General features: G+C 60.7%; 19 protein-coding genes. 16 read left to right on the plus strand and 3 right to left on the minus strand.

Annotation, left to right across the window (positions count from 1 at the left end):
• Positions 1-186 precede the first annotated feature (186 nt).
• The 6 genes from FFH90_RS28400 (at position 187) to FFH90_RS28430 (ending at position 5,708) form a co-directional block, all read left to right on the plus strand.
• The gene (locus FFH90_RS28400) at positions 187-1,131 is read left to right on the plus strand and encodes a choline ABC transporter substrate-binding protein (RefSeq protein WP_138866423.1); all 945 of its coding nucleotides are present in this window, start codon (positions 187-189) and stop codon (positions 1,129-1,131) included.
• A gap of 100 nt (positions 1,132-1,231) precedes the next feature.
• Positions 1,232-2,119: a 3-keto-5-aminohexanoate cleavage protein gene (locus tag FFH90_RS28405; protein ID WP_019580671.1), complete on the plus strand. Its 888-nt coding sequence runs from the start codon at positions 1,232-1,234 to the stop codon at positions 2,117-2,119.
• Between the two features lie 141 nt (positions 2,120-2,260).
• On the plus strand, positions 2,261-3,226 hold the full coding sequence (locus tag FFH90_RS28410) for an L-carnitine dehydrogenase (protein WP_018928778.1): 966 nt from the start codon (positions 2,261-2,263) through the stop codon (positions 3,224-3,226).
• Positions 3,227-3,405: 179 nt separating this feature from the next.
• Positions 3,406-3,882 (plus strand): thioesterase family protein, encoded by a 477-nt coding sequence (locus tag FFH90_RS28415; RefSeq protein WP_138866424.1) that lies wholly within the window; start codon positions 3,406-3,408, stop codon positions 3,880-3,882.
• Positions 3,883-3,895: 13 nt separating this feature from the next.
• The gene (locus FFH90_RS28420) at positions 3,896-5,059 is read left to right on the plus strand and encodes a gamma-butyrobetaine dioxygenase (protein WP_138866425.1); all 1,164 of its coding nucleotides are present in this window, start codon (positions 3,896-3,898) and stop codon (positions 5,057-5,059) included.
• A gap of 385 nt (positions 5,060-5,444) precedes the next feature.
• Positions 5,445-5,708 carry a hypothetical protein gene (locus FFH90_RS28430; protein WP_018928775.1) on the plus strand — a complete coding sequence of 88 codons (264 nt, stop codon included), beginning with the start codon at positions 5,445-5,447 and terminating at the stop codon, positions 5,706-5,708.
• Positions 5,709-5,869: 161 nt separating this feature from the next.
• Here FFH90_RS28430 and FFH90_RS28435 read toward each other — a convergent pair whose 3' ends face one another.
• Together FFH90_RS28435 and FFH90_RS28440 are read right to left on the minus strand one after the other, a co-directional pair.
• Positions 5,870-6,973 (minus strand): GlxA family transcriptional regulator, encoded by a 1,104-nt coding sequence (locus FFH90_RS28435; protein WP_007975492.1) that lies wholly within the window; start codon positions 6,971-6,973, stop codon positions 5,870-5,872.
• Between the two features lie 490 nt (positions 6,974-7,463).
• Positions 7,464-8,840: an L-serine ammonia-lyase gene (locus tag FFH90_RS28440; protein ID WP_018928774.1), complete on the minus strand. Its 1,377-nt coding sequence runs from the start codon at positions 8,838-8,840 to the stop codon at positions 7,464-7,466.
• A gap of 436 nt (positions 8,841-9,276) precedes the next feature.
• Here FFH90_RS28440 and FFH90_RS28445 point away from each other — a divergent pair, with 436 nt between their 5' ends.
• From FFH90_RS28445 to choV, 3 genes are all read left to right on the plus strand, one after another.
• Entirely contained in the window at positions 9,277-10,224 is a 948-nt protein-coding gene (locus tag FFH90_RS28445; RefSeq protein ID WP_018928773.1) for a choline ABC transporter substrate-binding protein, read from the plus strand.
• A 66-nt stretch (positions 10,225-10,290) separates the two neighbouring features.
• Positions 10,291-11,136 carry a choline ABC transporter permease subunit gene (gene choW / locus FFH90_RS28450; RefSeq protein ID WP_018928772.1) on the plus strand — a complete coding sequence of 282 codons (846 nt, stop codon included), beginning with the start codon at positions 10,291-10,293 and terminating at the stop codon, positions 11,134-11,136.
• On the plus strand, positions 11,133-12,311 hold the full coding sequence (choV, locus tag FFH90_RS28455) for a choline ABC transporter ATP-binding protein (protein ID WP_018928771.1): 1,179 nt from the start codon (positions 11,133-11,135) through the stop codon (positions 12,309-12,311). The genes choW and choV overlap by 4 nt, the downstream gene beginning before the upstream one ends.
• Positions 12,312-12,568: 257 nt before the next feature.
• Here the strand turns inward: choV and FFH90_RS28465 are convergent, their stop codons facing one another.
• Positions 12,569-14,518, minus strand: coding sequence for a BCCT family transporter (locus FFH90_RS28465; protein ID WP_230139065.1), 1,950 nt, complete (start codon positions 14,516-14,518; stop codon positions 12,569-12,571).
• 381 nt (positions 14,519-14,899) lie between these two features.
• Here FFH90_RS28465 and betI point away from each other — a divergent pair, with 381 nt between their 5' ends.
• The 7 genes from betI to dbpA all read left to right on the plus strand — a co-directional run bounded on the left by betI (position 14,900) and on the right by dbpA (position 25,219).
• Positions 14,900-15,493 (plus strand): transcriptional regulator BetI, encoded by a 594-nt coding sequence (gene betI, locus FFH90_RS28470; protein ID WP_018928769.1) that lies wholly within the window; start codon positions 14,900-14,902, stop codon positions 15,491-15,493.
• Between the two features lie 111 nt (positions 15,494-15,604).
• Positions 15,605-17,077 (plus strand): betaine-aldehyde dehydrogenase, encoded by a 1,473-nt coding sequence (betB, locus tag FFH90_RS28475; RefSeq protein WP_018928768.1) that lies wholly within the window; start codon positions 15,605-15,607, stop codon positions 17,075-17,077.
• A gap of 214 nt (positions 17,078-17,291) precedes the next feature.
• Positions 17,292-18,989, plus strand: a complete 1,698-nt coding sequence (gene betA, locus FFH90_RS28480; RefSeq protein WP_064620863.1) for a choline dehydrogenase — start codon at positions 17,292-17,294, stop codon at positions 18,987-18,989.
• Positions 18,990-19,247: 258 nt separating this feature from the next.
• A complete protein-coding gene (locus FFH90_RS28485; RefSeq protein ID WP_138866427.1) occupies positions 19,248-20,690 on the plus strand; it encodes a TldD/PmbA family protein in 1,443 nt (480 codons plus the stop codon).
• The gene (locus FFH90_RS28490; protein ID WP_138866428.1) at positions 20,690-22,039 is read left to right on the plus strand and encodes a TldD/PmbA family protein; all 1,350 of its coding nucleotides are present in this window, start codon (positions 20,690-20,692) and stop codon (positions 22,037-22,039) included. Before FFH90_RS28485 ends, FFH90_RS28490 begins: the two co-directional genes overlap by 1 nt.
• A gap of 25 nt (positions 22,040-22,064) precedes the next feature.
• Complete coding sequence (mdtD, locus tag FFH90_RS28495; protein ID WP_256663648.1) at positions 22,065-23,651, plus strand: multidrug transporter subunit MdtD; 1,587 nt, start codon at positions 22,065-22,067, stop codon at positions 23,649-23,651.
• A 230-nt stretch (positions 23,652-23,881) separates the two neighbouring features.
• Positions 23,882-25,219 carry an ATP-dependent RNA helicase DbpA gene (gene dbpA / locus FFH90_RS28500; RefSeq protein WP_230139067.1) on the plus strand — a complete coding sequence of 446 codons (1,338 nt, stop codon included), beginning with the start codon at positions 23,882-23,884 and terminating at the stop codon, positions 25,217-25,219.
• Positions 25,220-25,241: the final 22 nt, after the last annotated feature.

Below are 25,241 nucleotides of genomic sequence, written 5' to 3' on the forward strand. Positions count from 1 at the left end.
CGAGAGGGCGGGAAGCGTGTGGACGTTGATACGCCACTTGCCAGCAGCATTCAAGTGCGCAGGTCGCCGCAGTGCAAGAGCTGGTCGCCGCAGTGCGCTTTCACGGGGGCTTTGCTGCGTAACTTGGCATCACCGGCGCATCAGACACCGGAACCCACAATAAACGACCTGCCGAGGAACCCCGACATGAAACGACTGATCAGCAGCTGTGTTCTTGCACTCAGCGGTACCGCTTTCTTGAGCGCCAGTGTCATGGCAGCCGAACCCGCGTCGTGCCAGAACGTGCGCATGGGCGTAGTGAACTGGACCGACGTGATCGCCACCAGCGCCATGACCCAGGTCCTGCTCGACGGCCTCGGCTACAGCACCAAACAAACCAGCGCCTCCCAGCAAATCGTCTTTGCCGGCATTCGCGACCAGCGCCTGGATTTGTTCCTGGGCTACTGGAACCCGCTGATGACCCAGACCATCACGCCGTTTGTCGATGCCAAGCAGGTCAAAGTGCTTGAAGCGCCAAGCCTCAAGGACGCCCGCGCCACCCTGGCAGTACCGACTTACCTTGCCGACAAGGGCCTGAAAACTTTCGCCGACATCGCCAAGTTTGAAAAAGAACTGGGCGGCAAGATTTACGGCATCGAACCTGGCTCGGGCGCCAACACCCAGATCAAGGCGATGATCGCCAAGAACCAGTTCGGCCTCGGCAAGTTCCAGCTGGTCGAGTCCAGCGAAGCCGGCATGCTGGCGGCAGTAGATCGCGCGGTACGCCGCAAGGAAGCCGTGGTGTTCTTCGGCTGGGCGCCGCACCCGATGAACGTCAACGTGAAGATGACCTACCTCACCGGCAGCGACGACGCCCTCGGCCCGAACGAAGGCATGGCCACGGTCTGGACCGTCACCTCGCCGAACTACGCGCAGCAATGCCCGAACGTCGGTCGCTTGCTGAGCAACCTGACGTTCACCGCCGAAGACGAGAGCCGGATGATGCAGCCGCTGCTGGATCACAAGGACGCTTTCGAATCGGCCAAACAGTGGCTCCAGGATCACCCGCAAGACAAGCAACGCTGGCTTGAAGGCGTGACCACATTCGATGGCAAGCCGGCCGCTGAAAACCTGAAGCTGACCAGTAAATAGAACCGAAATGAACCACCGACTCGCAGCCCGATGCGGGCTGCGAGCGGAATAGCCACGCCCAAGCTCCGCCAAAAAACTCAAGCCTGAAGGAAACCGCCTCATGAACCACGACGTCATCATCACCTGCGCACTCACCGGTGCTGGCGACACGACCGCCAAGAGCCCACACGTGCCGGTCACCCCGAAACAAATCGCTGCAGCCGCCGTGGAAGCCGCCAAGGCGGGCGCTACCGTGGTCCACTGCCACGTTCGCGATCCACAAACCGGCAAGTTCAGCCGTGACGTGGCGCTGTACCGCGAAGTGATGGAGCGCATCCGCGAGGCGGACGTCGACATCATCGTCAACCTCACTGCCGGCATGGGCGGCGATCTGGAAATCGGCGCAGGCGAGAACCCGATGGAATTCGGCCCGAACACCGATCTGGTCGGCCCACTGACCCGTCTGGCCCACGTTGAAGAATTGCTGCCAGAAATCTGCACCCTGGATTGCGGCACCCTGAACTTCGGCGACGGCGACACCATTTACGTCTCCACCCCGGCGCAACTCCGGGCCGGCGCGAAGCGAATTCAAGAGCTGGGCGTCAAGCCTGAGCTGGAAATTTTCGACACCGGTCACCTGTGGTTCGCCAAGCAGATGATCAAGGAAGGTCTGCTGGATAACCCGTTGTTCCAGCTGTGCCTGGGCATCCCGTGGGGTGCGCCAGCGGATACCACCACCATGAAAGCCATGGTCGACAACCTGCCGGCCAATGCGGTCTGGGCGGCGTTCGGCATCGGGCGCATGCAGATGCCGATGGCGGCGCAAGCGGTGCTGCTCGGTGGCAACGTGCGGGTCGGCCTGGAAGACAACCTGTGGCTGGACAAGGGCGTACTGGCGACCAACGGCCAACTGGTCGAACGCGCCTCGGAAATCCTCAGCCGCCTCGGCGCCCGCGTTCTGACCCCGGCAGAAGGCCGGGCAAAAATGGGCCTGACCAAGCGCGGTTGAAACAAATCACCCTTTCCCCCTGTGGGAGCGAGTTTGCTCGCGATGACGGTTGTCCTGCCGCAGATAACGCATCGGTTGTACCGGCGTCATCGCGAGCAGGTTCGCTCCCACATTTTTTTGAGCCCAATTCAGGAAGTCGCCATGAGCTTTATCACTGATATCAAAACCTTCGCAGCACTGGGCAGCGGTGTCATCGGCAGCGGCTGGGTGTCCCGCGCCCTCGCCCACGGCCTCGATGTGGTGGCCTGGGATCCGGCACCCGGTGCCGAAGCGGCGCTGCGCAAACGTGTCGCCAATGCCTGGGGCGCGCTGGAAAAACAAGGCCTGGCACCCGGCGCATCGCAGGATCGGCTGCGCTTTGTCGCCACCATCGAAGAATGTGTTCGCGACGCGGATTTCATTCAGGAAAGCGCCCCTGAGCGCCTGGACCTGAAACTGGAACTGCACAGCAAAATCAGCGCGGCGGCCAAGCCCAATGCGTTGATCGGTTCCAGCACCTCGGGACTGTTGCCGAGCGAGTTTTACGAGAGTTCGACGCACCCGGAACGCTGTGTGGTCGGGCACCCGTTCAACCCGGTTTATCTGCTGCCATTGGTGGAAGTGGTCGGCGGCAAGAACACCGCGCCAGAAGCGGTGCAAGCGGCGATGAAAGTCTATGAATCCCTGGGGATGCGCCCGCTGCATGTGCGCAAGGAAGTACCGGGATTTATCGCCGACCGTTTGCTCGAAGCCTTGTGGCGTGAGGCGCTGCACCTGGTCAACGACGGCGTGGCGACCACGGGTGAAATTGACGATGCGATTCGTTTTGGCGCGGGTCTGCGCTGGTCGTTCATGGGCACCTTCCTGACTTACACCCTGGCGGGCGGCGATGCCGGGATGCGGCACTTCATGGCGCAGTTCGGACCAGCATTGCAGCTGCCCTGGACGTACCTGCCGGCACCGGAGCTGACCGACAAGTTGATTGACGATGTGGTGGATGGCACCAGCGATCAGTTGGGCACACACAGCATCTCGGCACTGGAACGCTATCGTGACGATTGCTTGCTGGCGGTGCTGGAGGCGGTGAAAACCACCAAAGAGAAGCATGGGATGGCCTTCAGCGAATAAACACACACCCTGTGGCGAGGGAGCTTGCTCCCGCTCGGCCGCGAAGCGGTCGTAAAACCAGCAAACGCGATTTGACTGATACCTCGCATCCACCGGTTTTGGGACTGCTTCGCAGTCCAGCGGGAGCAAGCTCCCTCGCCACACATGTGTACACCAGCGATTATCTGTGGAGTTCCACCATGCCCACCCTCACCACCTACCAAACCAGAATCATCCCCGATTGGGTCGACTACAACGGCCATCTGCGCGATGCCTTCTACCTGCTGATTTTCAGCTACGCCACTGACGCGTTGATGGATCGGCTGGGTATGGACAGCAACAACCGCGAGGCTAGCGGCCACTCGCTGTTTACCCTCGAACTGCACCTCAATTACCTGCACGAAGTGAAACTCGATGCCGACGTCGAAGTGCATACGCAGATCATCGGCCACGACCGCAAACGCCTGCACCTCTACCACAGCCTGCATCTGGTGGGCGGTGACAAGGAGCTGGCGGGCAATGAACAGATGCTGCTGCACGTCGACCTCGCCGGGCCGCGATCCGCGCCATTCAGCGAAGAAACCTTGAGCAAGCTGCAGGCCATTGCCGCCGAACAAGCCGACTTGCCTGCACCCGCCTGGATCGGCCGAGTGATCGCATTACCCCCCGAAAAATAACAAGGAGCCCGCCATGAACACCGCCGCCGCTTTTGCCGATTTCCGCACCTATCCATTGATCAGCGCGTTGACCGCCGTGCACACCCTGGAGGACCGCATTCAAGTGAAGTGGGCGGACGGTCGGGTCAGCCCTTTTCATCATCAATGGCTGCGGGACAACTGCCCGTGCCCACAGTGCGTCTACACGGTGACGCGTGAGCAAGTGCTGGAAATCGTCGATGTCGCAGAGCACCTGATGCCTGAAAACGCCACCGTCGATGCCGAAGGCTGCCTGTGCGTCGATTGGCAGGATGGCCACCTCAGCCGCTTCGATCCGGGCTGGCTGCGGGCCCATGCCTATGACGATGAATCCCGCGCCGAACGCCAGGCCGGAAAACCGAAAGCCAGGCTTTGGCATAGCGATTTGCAGCTGCCAGTGTTCGAATACCAGGCCCTGATGGAGAACAACGACGCTTTGTTGCAATGGCTGCTGGCCGTGCGCGATATCGGCCTGACTCAAGTGCGCGGAGTACCCACCGAGCCAGGCTCGCTGAAGCTGATCGCCCAGCGGATTTCGTTCATCCGCGAGAGCAATTTCGGCGTGCTGTTCAACGTGCAATCCAAGGCCGATGCCGACAGCAATGCCTACACCGCCTTCAACCTGCCACTGCACAGCGATTTGCCGACCCGGGAGTTGCAACCGGGGCTGCAATTTCTGCATTGCCTGGTGAATGACGCCGACGGTGGCGAGAGTATTTTCGTCGACGGTTTTGCCATCGCCCAAGCTTTGCGTCAGGAAGACCCAGAGGCGTTTCGAGCCTTGTGTGAAACCCCCGTGGAGTTCCGCAACAAGGACCGCCACAGCGACTACCGCTGCCTGGCGCCGATCATCGCGCTGGATGCATTCGGGCAAGTGTCGGAAATCCGCATGGCGAACTTTCTGCGCGGGCCATTCGATGCTTCAGTGGAGCAGATGCCCAGGCTGTATCGCGCTTACCGGCGCTTCATTGCGATGACCCGCGAGGCGCGTTTCCGGGTGATGACACGGCTTAACCCCGGCGAGTTGTGGTGCTTCGACAACCGCCGCACCCTCCACGCCCGCAACGCCTTCGACCCCGCCACCGGCGCCCGGCATTTCCAGGGTTGCTATGTCGACCGGGATGAATTGCTGTCGCGCATTCTCGTTTTACAACGCTAGACCGCGTCATCGTTCATCGCGGGCAAGCCACGCTCCCACAGGTTACTCACGACCCCTGTGGGAGCGTGGCTTGTCGGATCGCCGCACCGCCGCGATGGCGTCCGCACAAACAACACAAATTCTGGATTCGCAGGCAAAAAAAACCCCGATCAAGCCGTGACAAGATCGGAGCTGAGGAGGGTACTGTTGAGGAGCTGTTGCGCGAGGGTGACCAAACCTTCGTGGAGCCAGCTGAGTCCAGTGTGCCTACTCCCATCTTTCGCAAGTTAGCCGAAAGCGACCTGTTCATAGGTATTGCGGCCATTGCGACAAATCGTCCTTGCCGACACCCACAGCCCCTACCAGAATCGAACCACGACACCGTTCCCTGAAGAAGGATTGCGTCATGATGTACGCCGATTTGATAGACCAGGAAGACCTGTTGAGCCAGCTGAAAGCGTTGGGGTTTTCAGTGCCCCCCGGCGCAACCGCCGAGCAAGCCTGCGAATGCGCAGTACGGGGCTTGAACAACGAGCGGGCAATCGAACTGCGGACCATGGTCAAGCAGATGTACACCAGCAGCGCGTCAATCCAGCCGGCCGTGCGTCAGGCCATTGACAAGCAACTGTTACCGGCATTGGCGCAATACCAACAGAGCCATAGCGCCTGATTTCCGGGGTGTGAACACTTTGTCGCGAGGGAGCTTGCTCCCGCTCGAGCGCGAAGCGGTCGCAAAACCGGTACATGTGAATGAAGAATGCATGTACCGGTTTTGGGGCTGCTCCGCAGCCCAGCGGGAGCAAGCTCCCTCGCCACAATAGTTTGCCGGGTTTAGAGCCTTACGCTGGCAAACGTCGATTCATTACGCGCCTGGCTCAACGCCGACAGCGGCCCGGACAACGGCGACAGCACCAAGGCTTGCGGCAGCGGCATCATCGCCACTTGCTGCGTGGTATTGGAGCCTACGCGCTCGTCACGCGGTGGAATGCCGAAGTATTCGCGGTAGCACTTGGAGAAGTGCGGCGTGGACACGAACCCGCACACCGACGCCACTTCGATGATCGACATCGGCGTTTGCTTGAGCAGTTGCCGAGCACGGATCAGGCGCAGTTTCAGGTAGTAACGCGACGGCGAGCAGTGCAGGTATTTCTGGAACAGCCGCTCCAGCTGACGACGCGAAACGGCGACATAAACCGCCAGTTCATCGAGGTCGATCGGCTCTTCGAGGTTAGCCTCCATCAGCGCCACGATTTCCTGCAGTTTCGGCTGGTTGGTGCCGAGCATGTGCTTGAGCGGCACGCGCTGGTGATCCTGCTCGTTGCGGATGCGCTCGTAGACGAACATCTCCGAAATCGCGGCCGACAGCTCACGACCGTGATCACGGCTGATCAGGTGCAGCATCATGTCCAGCGGCGCGGTGCCGCCGGAGCTGGTGAACCGGTTACGGTCGAGGGTGAACAGACGGGTACTCATGGCCACCCGCGGGAAAGCTTCCTGCATAGCGGCCAGACATTCCCAGTGCACGCTGCAATCGAAACCGTCCAGCAGGCCGGCGCACGCCAGGGCCCAGCTGCCGGTGCAGACCGCTCCGAGACGACGGGACTGACGCGCCTGGCTTTGCAGCCACGACACATGCTCACGGGTTACGGTGCGCTGAATGCCGATGCCGCCGCAGACAATGACGGTGTCCATGGGTGGTGCTTTGTGCATGGAGGCGTCGGGGGTGATCTGCAGGCCGTCACTGGCCCAGACCTGACCGCCATCGACGGTGAGCGTGGTCCAGCGGTACAGCTCGCGACCGGACAATTGGTTGGCCATGCGCAGGGGTTCTACTGCGGAGGCCAGAGAAATCAGCGTGAAATTGTCCAGCAGCAGAAAGCCGATGGATTGAGGCGCACGGTTCTGGGGTTGGGCCCCGGAGTTGAACGTCGTCATCGCGGTATCTCCTCACACAAAGCGGGTGATGGCCTCAGGCGGAGGCTCTTTTTATTGCCATCGTTCTCGCGTGGGAGACGGGCTTTGTAATGACAGAGCAATTGCCATGCCTAAATTGAATGCGCGTTCAATAACTCCTGAAAACGACGTCGCGATGCGTCTAGATATGGCGCGCAGAGATAAGAGGTTAAAAGTGCCATCAACGGCCCCAAACCCGTGCCCCCGTTGCGTGTGAGCAAATCGGTAGCACTTGTGGGAACAGGTCTGCGACGCGGCGGCCAAGAGTGTCACCGCTGGCACAGGTGACGAACGGTCAGGGTTTGAATTTGATCCCCGACCGGGGAGCCGGGCTTGCCTGTTTGCGACGCGCCAAAACGTGGCGCGTTTTAGTGCGCGTGTTCACTTGGTGCGCAGTTTTGACTGGTCTGGTGCAGCACATGAGGTCTTTGTGGAGAGCAGGCTTGCCCCCTCTCCACAGGTCAACTCGGTTTCAGCACTCCACCGCGCTAACCGCCAAGCCACCGCGCGACGTCTCTTTATATTTGTCGTGCATGTCGGCACCGGTATCACGCATGGTGCGGATCACCCGGTCCAGCGAAATAAAGTGCTGGCCGTCACCGCGCAGCGCCATCTGCGCGGCGTTGATCGCTTTCACCGCAGCAATCGCATTGCGCTCGATGCACGGTACCTGCACCAGCCCGCCCACCGGGTCGCAGGTCAAGCCGAGGTTATGCTCCAGGCCGATTTCCGCCGCGTTACACAACTGCTCCGGCGTGGCACCAAGAACCTCCGCCAACCCGGCCGCCGCCATGGCGCAAGCCGAACCGACTTCACCCTGGCAACCGACTTCGGCACCAGAGATCGAGGCGTTCTTTTTGCACAGAATCCCCACCGCCGCGGCACTGAGGAAGTAATCGACCACATTGGCGTCGGTCACCGCCTCGCTGAATTTCATAAAGTAGTGCAACACCGCCGGAATGATCCCCGCCGCACCGTTGGTCGGCGCCGTGACCATGCGCCCGCCGGCAGCGTTTTCTTCGTTGACCGCCAACGCGAACAGGTTGACCCACTCCATCGCGCTCAAGGTCGAGCCGATCACGTTGGGCTTGTTCAGCTCTTGCAAGCTGCGGTGCAACTTGGCCGCGCGACGGCGCACATTGAGACCACCGGGCAGGATGCCTTCGTGCTTGAGGCCTTGCTCCACACAATCCTGCATGGCGCGCCAGAGCTTCATCAGACCGCTGCGGATTTCTTCTTCGCTGCGCCAGACTTTCTCGTTGGCCATCATCAATTCGGCCACGCGCAGGTTGTGCTTCTTGCACAGGCTGAGCAATTCGACGGCACTGGAGAAGTCGTAAGGCAGCACGGTGTTATCCAGATCCACCACACCGCTGGAAGCTTGCGCCTCGTCGACGACAAAACCGCCGCCGATGGAATAGTAGGTATCGCGATGCAGCTCGCCGTGATCGCCTTCGGCGACCAGGGTCATGGCGTTCGGATGGAACGGCAGGTTCTCGTCGATCAGGCGCATGTCCCGAGCCCAGATGAACGGGACCGACAAGCGGCCGTCGAGCAATAGCGTGTGAGTTTCACGCAAGGCTTCTATACGGATGCCGATTTGCGACGGATCGATCGCGTCGGGCCACTCGCCCATCAACCCCATGATCACCGCGTTGTCGCTGCCGTGGCCGATGCCGGTGGCCGAGAGCGATCCGTATAGCTGAACTTCGATGCGACACACCTGCTCCAGAAGCCCCCGCTCGCGCAAACCTTGCACGAACAGCGCCGCGGCGCGCATAGGCCCCACGGTGTGCGAACTGGAAGGGCCGATGCCGATTTTGAACAAGTCGAAAACGCTGATAGCCATTACTGCTGAACTCCTGGATGTGCCTGCTCCAGGCGCAAAAGCGCCCAGTGACGGAGCTGCTACGCTCAAGCTGCAATCCGTCGAGATGGCCGCATCATCAGGCTTTTACCATGTCGTTCAACGTCTCACACCGACGCACTCATGCCCACTAGCGCCGCAGGTCTCTTACGCAATGTTTTCGCCGTTTTTTTGCGGATCAGCGGGGCAAATCGGGCTGAAAAAAGCTGTAAACGACGTCACCGACACTGGATGCGACCATCCCTGTACTGGTTACGACGCACCCTGTAGGCGTCAGATTTTCACTGGTACATGATCGTATCGACTCGATTGCAAGGCGCTGTGGTAGAGCTGTCTCCAAAACGCCATCCAACCGCAACAGATAAGTGCGGTGGTCCAGTCGGAACACTGCCAAAAAAAACACTTAGGAGTCGCCCCTATGAAAGGTTCCCCGTCGTTGTTGTTGGCCGCCATGCTGAGTCTGCCGTTCCTGGCTCAAGCCGCAGAGCCGGCCCAATGCAGCACCGTAAACTTCTCCGATGTCGGCTGGACGGACATTACCGCGACCACCGCGACCACCAGCGTTGTGCTCAACGCCCTCGGCTACAAGACCAAGACCACGATGATTTCCGTGCCGGTGACCTACAAGTCCCTGGCCGACGGCAAGAACATGGACGTGTTCCTGGGTAACTGGATGCCGACCATGGAAAACGACATCAAGGCCTATCGGGATGCCGGCACCGTGGAAACCGTGCGCACCAACCTCAAAGGTGCCAAATACACCCTCGCCGTACCACAAGCGCTGTACGACAAAGGGCTGCATGACTTTGCCGACATCGCCAAGTTCAAGAAAGAACTCGACGGCAAGATCTACGGTATCGAGCCAGGCAACGACGGCAACCGTCTGATCCAGAGCATGATCGACAAAGACGCCTTCGGTCTCAAAACCGCCGGTTTCAAAGTCGTCGAGTCCAGCGAAGCGGGCATGCTGTCGCAAGTCGACCGTGCGCAAAAACGCGACACAGCCGTGGTGTTCCTCGGCTGGGCACCGCACCCGATGAACAAACGTTTCAAGATTCAGTACTTGACCGGTGGCGATGACTTCTTCGGCCCGGATTTCGGTGCTGCCACCGTTGCGACCAACACTCGCAAGGGGTATACCCAAGAGTGCAGCAACGTCGGCCAACTGCTGAAAAACCTGGAGTTCACCGTCGACATGGAGAGTACGCTGATGGGCAACATCCTGGACGACAAGATGAAGCCTGAAGCGGCCGCCAAGGCCTGGCTGAAAAAGAACCCACAGGTGCTCGATACCTGGCTCGCTGGCGTGACCACCATTGACGGTAAACCAGGCCTGGAGGCCGTGAAAGCCAAGCTCGCGCAGTAATCGCTTACGCCGGGCAGGCTCGCCTGCCCGGGCTGTTTATTTCCTTGCATGCGGACGTTCACTACCATGCTGATTGATCAGAAAATACCCTTAGGCCAGTACATCGCGAGCTTCGTTGAATGGTTGACGCAACACGGCGCCAGCACCTTCGACGCCATCGCCGTGTCACTGGAAACGATGATCCACGGCGTGACTTTTGCGCTGACCTGGTTCAACCCGCTGGCATTGATCGGCCTCATCGCACTACTGGCACATTTCATCCAACGCAAATGGGGCCTGACCGTTTTCGTCATCGCCTCCTTCCTGCTGATCCTCAATCTGGGGTACTGGCAGGAAACCATGGAAACCCTCGCCCAGGTGTTGTTCGCCACCCTGGTCTGCGTAGTGATCGGCGTGCCGTTGGGTATCGTCGCCGCGCACAAACCGATGTTCTACACACTGATGCGGCCGGTGCTCGATCTGATGCAGACCGTACCGACTTTCGTGTACCTCATTCCTACCCTGACCCTCTTCGGTCTGGGTGTGGTCCCGGGTCTGATCTCGACGGTGGTGTTCGCGATTGCCGCGCCCATCCGCCTGACCTACCTGGGTATCCGCGATGTTCCGGACGAACTGATGGACGCCGGCAAAGCCTTTGGCTGCTCGCGCCGTCAGTTGCTCTCGCGCATCGAACTGCCCCACGCCATGCCAAGCATCGCGGCCGGTATCACCCAGTGCATCATGCTGTCGTTGTCGATGGTGGTGATTGCGGCACTGGTGGGCGCCGACGGCCTGGGCAAACCTGTGGTCAACGCACTGAACACTGCTGATATCGCACTGGGCTTCGAAGCAGGCCTGGCGATCGTATTGCTGGCGATCATGCTCGACCGTATCTGCAAACAACCCGAAGCCAAAGTAGGGGGTGACGCATGAGCATTATTCGCTTCGAAGACGTGGACGTGATCTTCTCCAAAGATCCACGCGCCGCTCTCAAACTGCTCGACCAGGGCATGACCCGCAACGAGATTCTGAAAAAGACCGGGCAAATCGTTGGTGTCGAAAAGGCCAGCCTGGACATCGAGAAAGGTGAAATCTGCGTACTGATGGGTTTGTCCGGCTCCGGCAAATCCAGCCTGTTGCGCTGCATCAACGGCCTCAACACCGTTAGCCGTGGCAAGTTGTTCGTCGAACACGAAGGTCGGCAGATCGACATCGCGTCCTGCACCCCGGCGGAACTGAAGATGATGCGCACCAAGCGCATCGCGATGGTGTTCCAGAAGTTCGCCCTGATGCCTTGGCTGACGGTGCGCGAGAACATCAGTTTCGGTCTGGAAATGCAGGGTCGCCCCGAGAAAGAACGCCGCAAACTGGTGGACGAGAAGCTTGAGCTGGTGGGCCTGACCCAGTGGCGCAACAAGAAACCCAATGAGCTCTCCGGCGGCATGCAGCAACGTGTCGGCCTGGCCCGTGCGCTGGCGATGGACGCCGACATCCTGCTGATGGACGAACCGTTCTCGGCCCTCGACCCGCTGATTCGCCAGGGTCTGCAAGACGAGCTGCTGGAACTGCAAAACAAGCTGAGCAAGACCATCGTCTTCGTGAGCCACGACCTCGATGAAGCCCTGAAGCTGGGCAGCCGTATCGCGATCATGAAGGACGGCCGGATCATCCAGTACAGCGTGCCGGAAGAAATCGTCCTGAACCCTGCGGACGATTACGTGCGCACCTTCGTCGCCCACACCAATCCGCTGAACGTATTGTGTGGTCGCAGCCTGATGCGCACCCTGGACAACTGCAAACGCATCAACGGTTCGGTGTGCCTGGATCCGGGCGGCGATTCGTGGCTGGACCTGGCCGAAGGCAACACCATCAAAGGCGCGCGCCAGAACGGCTCGAGCCTGGATCTGCAGAAATGGATACCTGGGCAAGCGGTTGAAGCCCTGGGCCGTCGACCAACGCTGGTGGACTCCAACATCGGCATGCGCGATGCGCTGCAGATTCGTTACCAGACCGGCAACAAGCTGGTGCTGCACGACAACAACAAAGTGGTCGGGATCCTGGGCGACAGCGAGCTGTACCACGCGCTGCTCGGCAAGAACCTGGGGTAAGCAAGACAGCAGACACAAAAACGCCGCGAGATGATCGCGGCGTTTTTGCTTGTGCACAGATTGGATCTGGAATGCTGACTACTGTGGCGAGGGAGCTTGCTCCCGCTGGGTTGCGGAGCGGCCCCAAAACCTGACACCGCGATTATTCAGATACACCGCATCATCCGGATTTACGACTGCTTCGCAGCCGAACGGGGGCAAGCCCCCTCGCCACAATGGATCTGCGGTGCAGCTTGTGCACCGCATTACCTCAAACCTCAGCTATAAACCCGGCCTAGCAGCTGCCGATGGCTTTCAAACTGATCGAGCACGTCACGGGTGATCTGATCCCGAGTGAAGCCCATCAAGTCATAGTCCTGGCTGCCGTTGTGCAGGTACACCTCGGCGCGGTAGTAACGTGCGCGCGGTTCATCGGCACTTTCGGCCGACACCGTTTCGCTCGCCGCCGCCAGATAACCGTCCAGGCTCACTTCGTAGACAAAAGGGTTGCCCTCTTCCATCTCGATCCGCAGGCCCATGCAACGCTTGGCTTTACCCAGCAACGTTTGCACGTCCAGGCCCTTGCCGCGCAGTTGAACCACGGCCTCTTCCAGCGCCGGGCTGACTTGTTTGTCCATGAAACGCTGAACAATCGACTGATTCGGCTGCAGATCCAGCTGGGTCAGACGCTCGCTGAAACCACGACGACCACGCGCCGCCAGTTCCGCTTGCTCCTGTTCGATCTGCACGTCCTGGCGCATGGCCTTGTGCAAGCCGAACATGAAGAATACCAGCACCACCGAGAACGGCAGCCCTGCCAGCACCACCATGGTTTGCATGGCTTCGAAGTTACCGGCGAACAGCAGACCGATGGTCACCAGGGTGATCACCACCGACCAGAAAATCCGCAGCCAGTGCGGCGCGTCTTCGTCGACGTTGCCGCCCTTGCACGAAAGGTTGGCCATCATCACCGCGCCGGAGTCCGCCGGGGTCAGGAACAGCACAAAACCGACAAAGATCGACACGCCGATTACCACTTTCGACGCCGGGTAATGCTCAAGCAACTGGTAGATCGCCATCGATGGCTGTTCCAGCGCCGTCTTCCCGAGCTCCACCGCCCCATGGTTCATCACCAGGTCCAGGGCCGAGTTACCGAAGATCGACAGCCATGCCAGGGTGAAACCCAGCGGGATCAGCAGCACACCGGCGACCAGCTCACGCACCGTGCGACCACGGGAAATACGCGCGATGAACATGCCGACAAATGGCGCCCAGGAAATCCACCAGGCCCAGTAGAACAGGGTCCACAGGCCCAGCCAGCGGTCAGACTTCTCACTGTCGCCTTCATACACGTAGAGGTCGAAGGTCTTCAGCACCACGCCATTGAGGTAGTCACCGATGTTCTGCACAAAGCCGTTGAGCAGGTGCAGGGTCGGGCCGAACAACAGCACGAAAATCAGCAGACCGCTGAACAGCACGATGTTCAGGTTGGACAGACGACGAATGCCGTTTTCCACACCGGACACAGCGGCGATGGTCGCCACGGTGCTCATCACGATGATCACGATCAGCAGGTTGGTGTTGCTGTGTGCCATGCCGAACAGGTTTTCCAGCCCCGACGACACTTGCAGCGAACCGATCCCCAGGTTCGTCACCAGCCCCAGCAGGGTCACGAACATGCCGAAGCCGTCCACCGCATGACCGGCCGCGCCTTTGACCCAACGCTCGCCGACCAGCGGATACAACGCCGAACGCAAGGCCAACGGCTGGTTATGACGGTAAGCAAAGTACGCCACGGCCAGGCCGACCAAGGCGTAGATCGCCCAGCCATGCAGGCCCCAATGCAGGAACGTCAGCTGCACTGCCTGACGTGCGGCAAGGTTGCTGCCGGCGACGCCTTCCGGCGGGTTGAAGTAATGGTCCAGTGGCTCGGACGCACCGAAGTACAACAGCGAGATGCCGATACCCGACGAGAACAGCATCCCCGCCCAGGCGCCGTAGCTGAAGTCCGGGGTATCGTCCTTGCTGCCCAACTTGAGCTTGCCGTAAGACGAAAACGCCAGGCCGACGACAAAAACCAGATAGGCGGCGATCACTACCATGTAGTACCAGCCGAAGCTGCGGGACAACCAGGCCTGGGCAATACCGAGCATTCTGCCGGCCTCTTGCGGGGCGATGATCAGAATGGCGGTCAACAACAGAATCAACGCGGTAGAGGTGTAGAACACCCAACCGTTGACCATCACCTTCTCGGGTGGGGTCTTTATTAGAGAGGCAGAACTCATGGCACAGATGCTCCGGGCAGTGCGAGAGAAGAACACAAGGCAACGCGATACCCGACCAATCGATTAGTTGGCAGCCGACCGGCGGGTGATATAAAGACACCCCGAAAAAAGCCCGAAACCCCCTGGAACGCGTCTGCGTATGGGTTTCGAGCATTTTTGGATGTCGGTTTATCGTCATTTACACGTAGGAAAAATCTGTAAGCAGCGACGAATTGTCGCAGATCTTATTCTTTGTTGATTGAACGTTCAATCAAAACAAAATAGACTGGCCCTCAATCCGGTAGCCGTATCTCGTCCACCGGAAGGCCTAAGGAGATGTGCAAGATGCCCAAGGTCGGTATGCAACCCATCCGCCGCCAGCAATTGATCGAAGCCACGTTGCAGGCCGTCGATCAGGTCGGCATGGGGGACGCCAGCATTGCGCTGATCGCCCGTTTGGCCGGTGTCTCGAATGGCATCATCAGTCACTATTTTCAGGACAAGAATGGCCTGATCGCCGCCACGATGCGGTATCTGATGAGCGTCCTCAGCGAGAACGTCACCGCGCGCCGTCAGGCGATGGCAGATGACAGCCCACGGGCGCATCTGCAGGTGATTATCGAAGGCAACTTCGACGCCAGCCAGGTCAATGGCCCGGCAATGAAAACCTGGTTGGCCTTCTGGGCCACCAGCATGCACCAGCCGTCTTTGCACAGGTTGCAGCGGATCAACGATCACCGTCTGTATTCCAACCTGTGCTGCCAGTTCCGCCGTGCGTTGCCGCTTGATCAAGCGCGCAGCGCCGCCCGGGGCCTGGCAGCCCTCATTGACGGTTTGTGGTTGCGCGGCGCGCTGTCGGGAGATGCTTTCGACACCGAGCAGGCGCAACGGATCGCTTACGAATACATGGATATCCAATTGGCCAAGCAGGTGAGTTAGAGCACACATAAAACCGCTCAACCCCTGAACCGCCACTGATCAGCGTCGCCAACGCTACACGGCACGTCCCAGTGGTTAACGCCAACCAACTTATGCACTTGCGAGGACTTTATGGCCCGTTTCGAACTGCAAAAACTCTACATCGACGGCGGCTACAGTGACGCCAGCAGCGACGCCACCTTCGAAGCCATCAACCCGGCTAACGGTGAAGTCCTCGCAACCGTACAGCGTGCGACCAAGGAAGACGTTGAGCGTGCAGTGGTCAGTGCCGAAAAGGGCCAGAAAATCTGGGCCGCGATGACCGCCATGGAGCGTTCGCGCATCCTGCGTCGTGCCGTCGACATCCTGCGCGAGCGCAACGATGAACTGGCCGCCCTGGAAACCCTGGACACCGGCAAGGCGTACTCCGAAACCCGTTACGTCGACATCGTCACCGGCGCTGACGTGCTGGAATACTACGCAGGTCTGGTACCGGCCATCGAAGGCGAGCAGATTCCACTGCGCACCACCTCTTTTGTCTACACCCGTCGCGAGCCGCTGGGCATCGTGGCCGGTATTGGTGCGTGGAACTACCCGATCCAGATCGCCCTGTGGAAATCCGCTCCAGCCCTGGCGGCCGGCAACGCGATGATCTTCAAGCCAAGCGAAGTCACCTCGCTGACCACCCTGAAACTGGCCGAGATCTACACCGAAGCCGGCCTGCCGGCTGGTGTGTTCAACGTGTTGACCGGCAGCGGCCGTGAAGTCGGCACCTGGCTGACCGAACACCCACGCATCGAAAAAGTCTCCTTCACCGGCGGCACCGACACCGGCAAGAAAGTCATGGCCAGCGCTTCCGCTTCCACGCTGAAAGACGTGACCATGGAACTGGGCGGCAAATCCCCGCTGATCATTTTCGACGACGCCGACCTCGATCGCGCCGCCGACACCGCGATGATGGCCAACTTCTACAGCTCCGGTCAGGTCTGCACCAACGGCACTCGCGTGTTCGTCCCGAGCCACCTGAAAGCCGCGTTCGAAGCCAAGATCGTTGAGCGCGTTGCGCGCATCCGCGTTGGCAACCCGGAAGACGAAAACACCAACTTCGGCCCGCTGGTCAGCTTCGCCCACATGGAAAGCGTGCTGGGTTACATCGCCAAAGGTAAGGAAGAAGGTGCTCGCCTGCTGTGCGGCGGCGCTCGTCTGACCGACGGCGAATTCGCCAAAGGCGCATTCGTGGCCCCGACCGTGTTCACCGACTGCACCGACGAGATGACCATCGTGCGCGAAGAAATCTTCGGCCCGGTGATGAGCATCCTGACCTACGAAACCGAAGAAGAAGTGATCCGTCGCGCCAACGACACCGACTTCGGTCTGGCTGCCGGCGTCGTTACCAAAGACCTGAACCGCGCGCACCGCGTGATTCATCAACTGGAAGCCGGTATCTGCTGGATCAACGCCTGGGGCGAGTCCGACGCCAAGATGCCGGTCGGCGGCTACAAGCAGTCGGGCGTGGGCCGTGAGAACGGCATCAGCTCGCTGAACAACTTCACACGCATCAAATCGGTACAGGTCGAACTGGGCGATTACGCCTCGGTTTTCTGATCTGACGCGAACCTGAAGCTGGGGCCTTTGTGGCGAGGGAGCTTGCTCCCGCTGGGCTGCGAAGCAGCCCCAACTTCAGGTTCAGCGCTCATTCAGACAGAACACGGTCGCTGATTTGCGACTGCTGCGCAGCCGAGCGGGAGCAAGCTCCCTCGCCACAGTAAGTGACAAATCCGCGACCGCGACCTGACCAACTTCAAAGAGGGTGCATTCAATGTCCCAAGTATTCGATTACATCATCATCGGTGCCGGCTCCGCCGGTAACACCCTGGCGACCCGTCTGACTGAAGACGAAGGCGTCACCGTCCTGCTGCTCGAAGCGGGCGGCCCGGATTACCGTCTGGATTTCCGCACACAAATGCCGGCGGCTTTGGCGTTCCCGCTGCAAGGTCGTCGCTACAACTGGGCGTACGAAACCGATCCAGAGCCACACATGGACGGTCGCCGGATGGAATGCGGTCGCGGCAAGGGCCTGGGTGGTTCTTCGCTGATCAACGGCATGTGCTACATCCGCGGCAACGCCATGGACTACGACAACTGGGCGAAACTGCCAGGCCTGGAAGACTGGACTTACCTCGACTGCCTGCCGTATTTCCGCAAGGCGGAAACCCGTGACATCGGCCCGAACGACTACCACGGTGGCGACGGTCCGGTCAGCGTGACCACGCCCAAAGCCGGCAACAACCCGCTGTTCAGCGCGATGGTTGAAGCAGGCGTGCAGGCCGGTTACCCGCGTACCGAAGACTTGAACGGTTACCAGCAAGAAGGTTTCGGCCCGATGGACCGCACCGTGACGCCGAAAGGCCGTCGCTCCAGTACCGCTCGCGGTTACCTGGACATCGCCAAGAAGCGTTCGACCCTGACCATCGTCACCCACGCCCTGACCGACAAGATTCTGTTCGAAGGCAAGCGTGCAGTCGGCGTGCGTTACCTGATCGGTGCCGCCGAAGAACGCGTTGAAGTCCGTGCCCGCAAAGAAGTGTTGCTGTGCTCCGGCGCCATCGCGTCGCCGCAGATCCTGCAACGCTCCGGTGTCGGCCCGGCCGAACTGCTGAAAAAGCTTGATATTCCGGTGGTCCACGACCTGCCGGGCGTCGGTGAAAACCTGCAGGATCACCTCGAGTTGTACCTGCAATACGCCTGCACCCAACCGGTCTCGCTGTACCCGTCGCTGCTCCTGCACAACCAGCCGGCCATCGGCGCCGAGTGGCTGTTCAACGGCACAGGCATCGGCGCCAGCAACCAGTTCGAAGCCGGCGGTTTCATTCGTACCCGCCCGGAATTCGAATGGCCGAACATCCAGTATCACTTCCTGCCGGTAGCGATTAACTACAACGGCAGCAACGGCGTGAAAGAGCACGGCTTCCAGGCACACATGGGTTCCATGCGTTCGCCAAGCCGCGGTCGCATCCAGGCCAAGTCCAAGGATCCGCGCGAATACCCGAGCATCCTGTTCAACTACATGGCCACCGAGCAGGACTGGCAGGAATTCCGCGATGGCATCCGCCTGACCCGTGAAATCATGCAACAGCCGGCGCTGGATGCCTTCCGTGGTCGCGAAATCAGCCCCGGCATCGACGTGCAAACCGACGAGCAGCTGGACAAGTTCATCCGCGAGCACGCCGAAACCGCGTTCCACCCGTCCTGCTCGTGCAAGATGGGCACCGACGAAATGGCCGTGGTCGATGGCGAAGGTCGTGTGCATGGCATGCAAGGCCTGCGCGTGGTCGATGCTTCGATCATGCCGATCATCACCACCGGCAACCTGAACGCACCAACGATCATGATGGCCGAGAAAATCGCCGACAAGATCCGCGGTCGCAAACCATTGCCGCGCAGCAAGGCCAAGTACTACGTGGCCGGCGGTGCACCGGTGAAGGGCAAGCCGTTGCGGGATGTGAGCGCTCAGTAAGCCGTAACACCGAGGCGCGGCCTTCGCGGGCAAGCCTCGCTCCTACAGGGAATCGCATTCGCCCTGTAGGAGCGAGGCTTGCCCGCGAAAGCGTCCGCCCAAGCAATAGATAAATTCCTGACTCACCCAACCTCAACTCTTCCTACACCGCTCTTCACTTGATCCTACCCCCCACGCAGGCCTAATCTAGCGCCACGCAAACGTTTCCCCCCCTCGCAACACCGATTCGCCGCCACTCCATACCAAGGAGGTTCCCGAATGTTCGATTTCCACCCCCAGCTCAAGCAGCGCTTCGCTGCGTTGCGCACGGGCGCTGAATTCTTTTCGCTGCGTTATGTTCGCGAATCCGGTCAGTATCTTTCAGTGCGCAAGAACGTCGCCGAACCACCGAGCCTGAGCCGGGACGAAGGTGCGATGCTGACCGTTCGGGTCAACGGCGTCGAAGCCTATGCCGCGACCAACGACTTGTCCCAATCCGGGCTGCAAGCCGCGCTGGAGAAGGCCGAGCAACAAGCCCGTCGACTCAAGCCACACGCCCTCCTCGACTTGCGTGAGCAAGCGGTTTCCAGCGAGCGCGCCGACTATTTCTCGCCGAGCCTCGACCAACCCTTCCCGTCTCTCAGCGATTGCTACCAACTGCTCGGCGCCGAATCTGCCGCCGTGCCCAAGGACGAACGCCTGGTGAACTGGCAGGCGAGCATCGGTATCACCAACGTCGAGCAGATCTACCTCAACAGCGCCGGCGCCGAACTGCGCCAGGCCCAGCGCTTCGTCTACCCGAGCATGGACGTCACCGCCTACGACGGTAGCGACAGCCAGACCCGCACCCTCGGCCGCGAGAATTTCGGTCAGCAGGGCGGCTTTGATGTGATCAGCCGCTGCGGCCTGATCGGCGCCGGCCCGAAAGTCGCCGACCAGGCGTTGCAATTGCTGCTGGCACCGAACACCCCGCAAGGCCCGCGCGACCTGTTGCTGATGCCCGACCAGATGATGCTGCAGATCCACGAGTCCATCGGTCACCCGCTGGAACTGGACCGCATCCTGGGCGACGAGCGCAATTACGCCGGCACCAGTTTCGTCAAGGCGCAAGACTTCGGCCGCCTGCAATACGGCTCCGAACTGCTCAACGTGACATTCGACCCGGACATCCCCGAACAGCTCGCCAGCTACGGCCATGACGACGAAGGCACCGCCGCCAGCAAGCAATTCCTGATCAAGCAAGGTTTGCTGCTGCGACCATTGGGCGGCGCGGTCTCGCAGTTCCGGGCCAGCCTCGACGGCGTGGCCAACAGCCGCGCCTGCGGCTGGAACCGTCCGCCGATCGACCGCATGGCCAACCTCAACATCGAGCCCGGCGATCAGCCGCTTGAGCAACTGATCGGCAACATCGAGCACGGCATTTTGATGAGCACCAACCGTTCGTGGTCCATCGACGATGCGCGCAACAAATTCCAGTTCGGTTGCGAATGGGGCCAGTTGATCGAAAACGGCGAACTCAAAGGCGTGGTGAAGAACCCGAACTACCGGGCGATTTCCGCGCAATTCTGGAAGAGCCTGCGCGCCGTCGGTGACGTCAGCACCTTCAAGGTGCTGGGGACGCCGAACTGCGGCAAGGGCGAACCGAACCAGGTGATCCGTGTCGGCCATGCGTCGCCGGCCTGTGTGTTCAGCAACGTTGATGTGTTTGGGGGAGATGCCTGATGAGTACGTCCACGAGCACTTCAAAAAACCAGGCCGATTCGTTCAAGGCCTTGGTCGACTGGCTGCGCGATGCACTGCGCACGCCTGAGCAGTTCACCCTCAGCTACGCCGCCGAATCGTCGGCCTTCGTGCGTTTCAACCACGCCAAGGTGCGTCAGGCCGGGCAGGTGCAGCAGGCAAGCATCGGCTTCAAACTGATCAACGACGGCCGCCACGCCGACCTCGATATCACGTTGTCGGGCGATCCGGAAGTCGACCTTCAGCGTCTGGCCGAGGGGCTACAACAGTTGCGCGAAACCCTGCCGTTGCTGCCTCAGGATCCGTACCTGCTGCTCAACCATGACGACTGGCAGAGCAATAACGTGCAGGAACATCCGCTGCCGGATACCGAGCAGGTGGTCGCTGAAATCACTCAGGCCGGCGAGGGGCTGGATCTGGTCGGTTTCTATGCCGCCGGGCCGATCAGTCGCGGCTTCGCCAGCTCCTCGGGCGCGTTCGGCTGGCATCAGGCCAATAGCTTCAACTTCGATTTCAGCCTGTTCCATGAAAACGGTCAGGCGGTGAAAGCCAGCTATGCCGGGCACGACTGGAACAGCGCCGGGTTTGCCCGGCGTTTCCAGCAGGCCCGCGAGCAGTTGGCGTTTCTGGGTCGGCCAACGCGCACGCTGGCGCCGGGTCAGTACCGCGCCTACCTCGCGCCGGCAGCCCTGGAAGAAATCATGGGCATGCTCAGTTGGGGCGGGTTCTCGGCGCAGTCGATTGCCAGCAAGAGCAGTCCGTTGCAGAAGCTCTACGGTGGCGACAGCTCGTTCAGCCCGTTGGTGTCCCTGGATGAAAAAGTCAGCGGCTCCCTGAGCCCGGCGTTCTCCGGTGAAGGTTATCCGCGCAGTGATCTGCGGCTGATTGTTGAGGGCAAGGCGGGCGAGCAACTGGTCGGTTCACGCAGCGCCGCCGAATACGGACTGACCGCCAACGGTGCTGGCGGCGGTGAAGCGCCAAGTGCGTTGAACATGGCGGCCGGCTCGTTGCCTGACGCCGAGATCCTCAAGCAACTGGGCACCGGTTTGTATATCAGCAACCTGTGGTACCTGAACTACTCGGACCAACCGGCGGCGCGCCTGACCGGCATGACACGGTTCGCGACCTTCTGGGTCGAGAACGGCGAGATTCAGGCACCGGTCAGCACCATGCGTTTCGATGACAGCGCCTACAGCCTGCTCGGTTCGCAGCTGGAAGCGTTGACCGAGGAACGCGAGCTGATGTTGTCGGCCAGCACCTACAGTCAGCGGAACACGTCTTCGGCATTGCTGCCGGGAGCGCTCGTCAGCCGACTGACCTTGACCCTGTAAACACAAAAACCTGTGGCGAGGGAGCTTGCTCCCGCTGGGCTGCGAAGCGGCCCCAGACCGGCAATGTGCTCTATCAGACAGACCGCATTCACCGGATTTACGACTGCTACGCAGCCGAGCGGGAGCAAGCTCCCTCGCCACAGGGTTCAGCGCCAGCCACGAATCTGCATTAACAAGAGGCCCCATGCCCAACCGCCCACCTCTCGACGCCGTCACCGCCCGCTGGTTGCCATGGGTCGTGGCCATTGCCTTCTTCATGCAGTCCCTCGACGGGACAATCCTCAACACCGCCCTCCCCGCCATGGCCCGGGACCTGGCCGAAGACCCGCTGCGCATGCAGGGTGTGATCATCGCCTACATGCTCACCGTCGCCTTGCTGATTCCCGCCTCCGGCTGGATCGCCGACCGTTTCGGCACCAAGAAAATTTTCTTCGGCGCCATCCTGTTGTTCAGCATCGGCTCATTGCTCTGCGCCTTGTCGAGCACCCTGAGCATGCTGATCGGCGCCCGGGTGATCCAGGGCCTGGGCGGCGCCTTGATGTTGCCGGTCGGACGCTTGGTAGTGCTGCGCGCGTATCCGCGCTCGGATCTGGTGCGGATCATGGGGTTCATCACCATTCCCGGCCTGCTCGGCCCGCTGATCGGCCCGACCATGGGCGGCTGGATGGTGCAATACCTGACCTGGCATTGGATCTTCCTGATCAACCTGCCGGTGGGCGTTCTCGGTTGCTACGCGGTATGGAAATTCATCCCCGACTTGCGCGGCAGCGAGCGCACCCGCTTCGATAGCCTGGGCTTCTTGCTGTTCGGCGCGGCGATGGTGCTGATCACCATCGCCATGGAAGGCCTCGGCGAACTGCGTCTGCCGCACTTGCGGGTGATGTTGCTGTTGTTTGCCGGCATGGCCTGTCTGGCGGCCTATTGGCTGCGGGCCGGGCACATCGACAATCCACTGTTTGCGCCATCGCTGTTCAAGACCCGGACCTTTGCCGTGGGCATCCTCGGCAACCTGTTCGCCCGGTTGGGCAGCGGCGCATTGCCGTTCCTGGTGCCGTTGCTGCTGCAAGTGGCGCTGGGCTATTCGCCGTCACAGGCCGGGATGAGCATGCTGCCCCTGGCCGCGGCCGCGATGGTCGCCAAATCGGTGGCGCGGCCGTTGATCGAACGTTTCGGCTACCGCATCGTGCTGACCGGCAACACACTGGCGCTGGGGATCATGCTGGCAAGCATGGGCCTGGTCAGCGAGCAGACACCGTATTGGCTGTTGCTGGGCCAGTTGGCGATTCTGGGGGCGATCAACTCCTTGCAGTTCACCGCGATGAATACCGTGACACTGATCGACCTCGACGACGCCAGCGCCAGCAGCGGCAACAGTTTGCTGTCGGTGGTAGCGCAATTGTCCCTGAGCCTGGGCGTGGCGTGCGCCGGTGCGCTGCTCGGCGGATTCACGGCGGAGATGGGCAATGACGACGTGGACACGGTGCTGGGCGCGTTCCAGCTTACGTTTGTGACGGTAGGAATCATGGCGATGCTGGCTGCAACGATCTTCTCGCAACTTTCACCAAAGGACGGCCGACGGATGGTCAGCCGTGAGCACGATATCGAGCACTGACCCGTAGCAGCTGCCGAGGCACGAGGCTGCGTTGGGCTGCGAAGCGGCCTCCCGGGGCGGTCCTGCGGACACGCAACGCAGCCTCGTACCTCGACAGCTGCTACGGCTATTCGTCCAGAATTTGCAGGTGGAGAGCCTGGGACTGATACACTGCGCGACATTTTGTTTTGCAGGCCAGTCCCGTGACCACCATCGCCACCGCTTTTAATACTTTGCCGCTGTCCGCCGCCATGCTGGCTAACCTCGACTCCCTCGGTTATGCCCAGATGACGCCGATCCAGGCGCAAAGCTTGCCGGTGATCCTCAAGGGGATGGACCTGATCGCCCAGGCCAAGACCGGCAGCGGCAAGACCGCCGCCTTCGGTATCGGCCTGTTGAACCCGATCAATCCGCGCTTCTTCGGTTGCCAGGCACTGGTCATCTGCCCGACCCGTGAGCTGGCCGACCAGGTCGCCAAGGAAATCCGTCGCCTGGCCCGTGCCGAAGACAACATCAAGGTCCTGACCCTGTGCGGCGGTGTGTCTTTCGGCCCGCAGATCGGCTCGCTGGAGCACGGTGCACACATCATCGTCGGCACTCCAGGGCGCATCCAGCAACACCTGCGCAAGGGTTCGCTGGTGCTTCACGGCCTGAACACGCTGATCCTCGACGAAGCCGACCGCATGCTCGACATGGGTTTCTACGATTCCATCGAAGAAATCATCGCCCAGTGCCCGGAACGTCGCCAGACCCTGCTGTTCTCCGCCACCTATCCGGTGGGCATCAAGCAGTTGGCGTCGAAGTTCATGCGTAATCCGCAGCAAGTGAAGGCCGAGGCGTTCCACGACGACACGCAGATCGAGCAGCGCTTCTACGAAATCTCCCCGGAAGAGCGCATGAGCGCGGTGACCAAGGTGCTCGGCCACTTCCGTCCGGCGTCCTGCGTGGCGTTCTGCTTCACCAAGCAGCAGGTGCAGGAAACCGTCGATCACCTGACGTCCAAAGGCATCTCCGCCGTCGGCCTGCACGGCGATCTGGAACAGCGTGACCGCGACCAGGTGTTGGCCATGTTCGCCAACCGCAGTACGTCGGTACTGGTTGCCACCGACGTCGCCGCACGCGGCCTGGACATCGATGCTCTGGACATGGTGATCAACGTCGAACTGGCCCGTGACTCGGAAATCCACATTCACCGTGTCGGCCGTACCGGTCGTGCCGGTGAGAAAGGCATTGCGATCAGCCTGGTCGCACCGTCCGAAGCCCATCGCGCCCAAGCCATCGAGCAACTGCAGAAGTCGCCGTTGAATTGGGATCAGGTGGATAACCTCACGTCCCAGGGCGGCGGTCCGCTGCTGCCGCTGATGAGCACGCTGTGCATTGGTGCGGGCCGTAAAGACAAAGTCCGTCCAGGCGACATTCTCGGCGCACTGACCGGTGAGGCGGGCATTCCCGGCGCCCAGGTCGGCAAGATCGCGATTTTCGACTTCCAGGCCTATGTGGCCGTGGAACGCGGGATCGCCAAGCAAGCCTTGCAGCGCCTGAACGACGGTAAAATCAAAGGCCGTTCGCTGCGCGTTCGCATCCTGTAAGAACACTGTATTTCCCTGTGAT

It is taken from the genome of Pseudomonas sp. ATCC 43928 (assembly GCF_005938665.2).
GTDB lineage: Bacteria > Pseudomonadota > Gammaproteobacteria > Pseudomonadales > Pseudomonadaceae > Aquipseudomonas.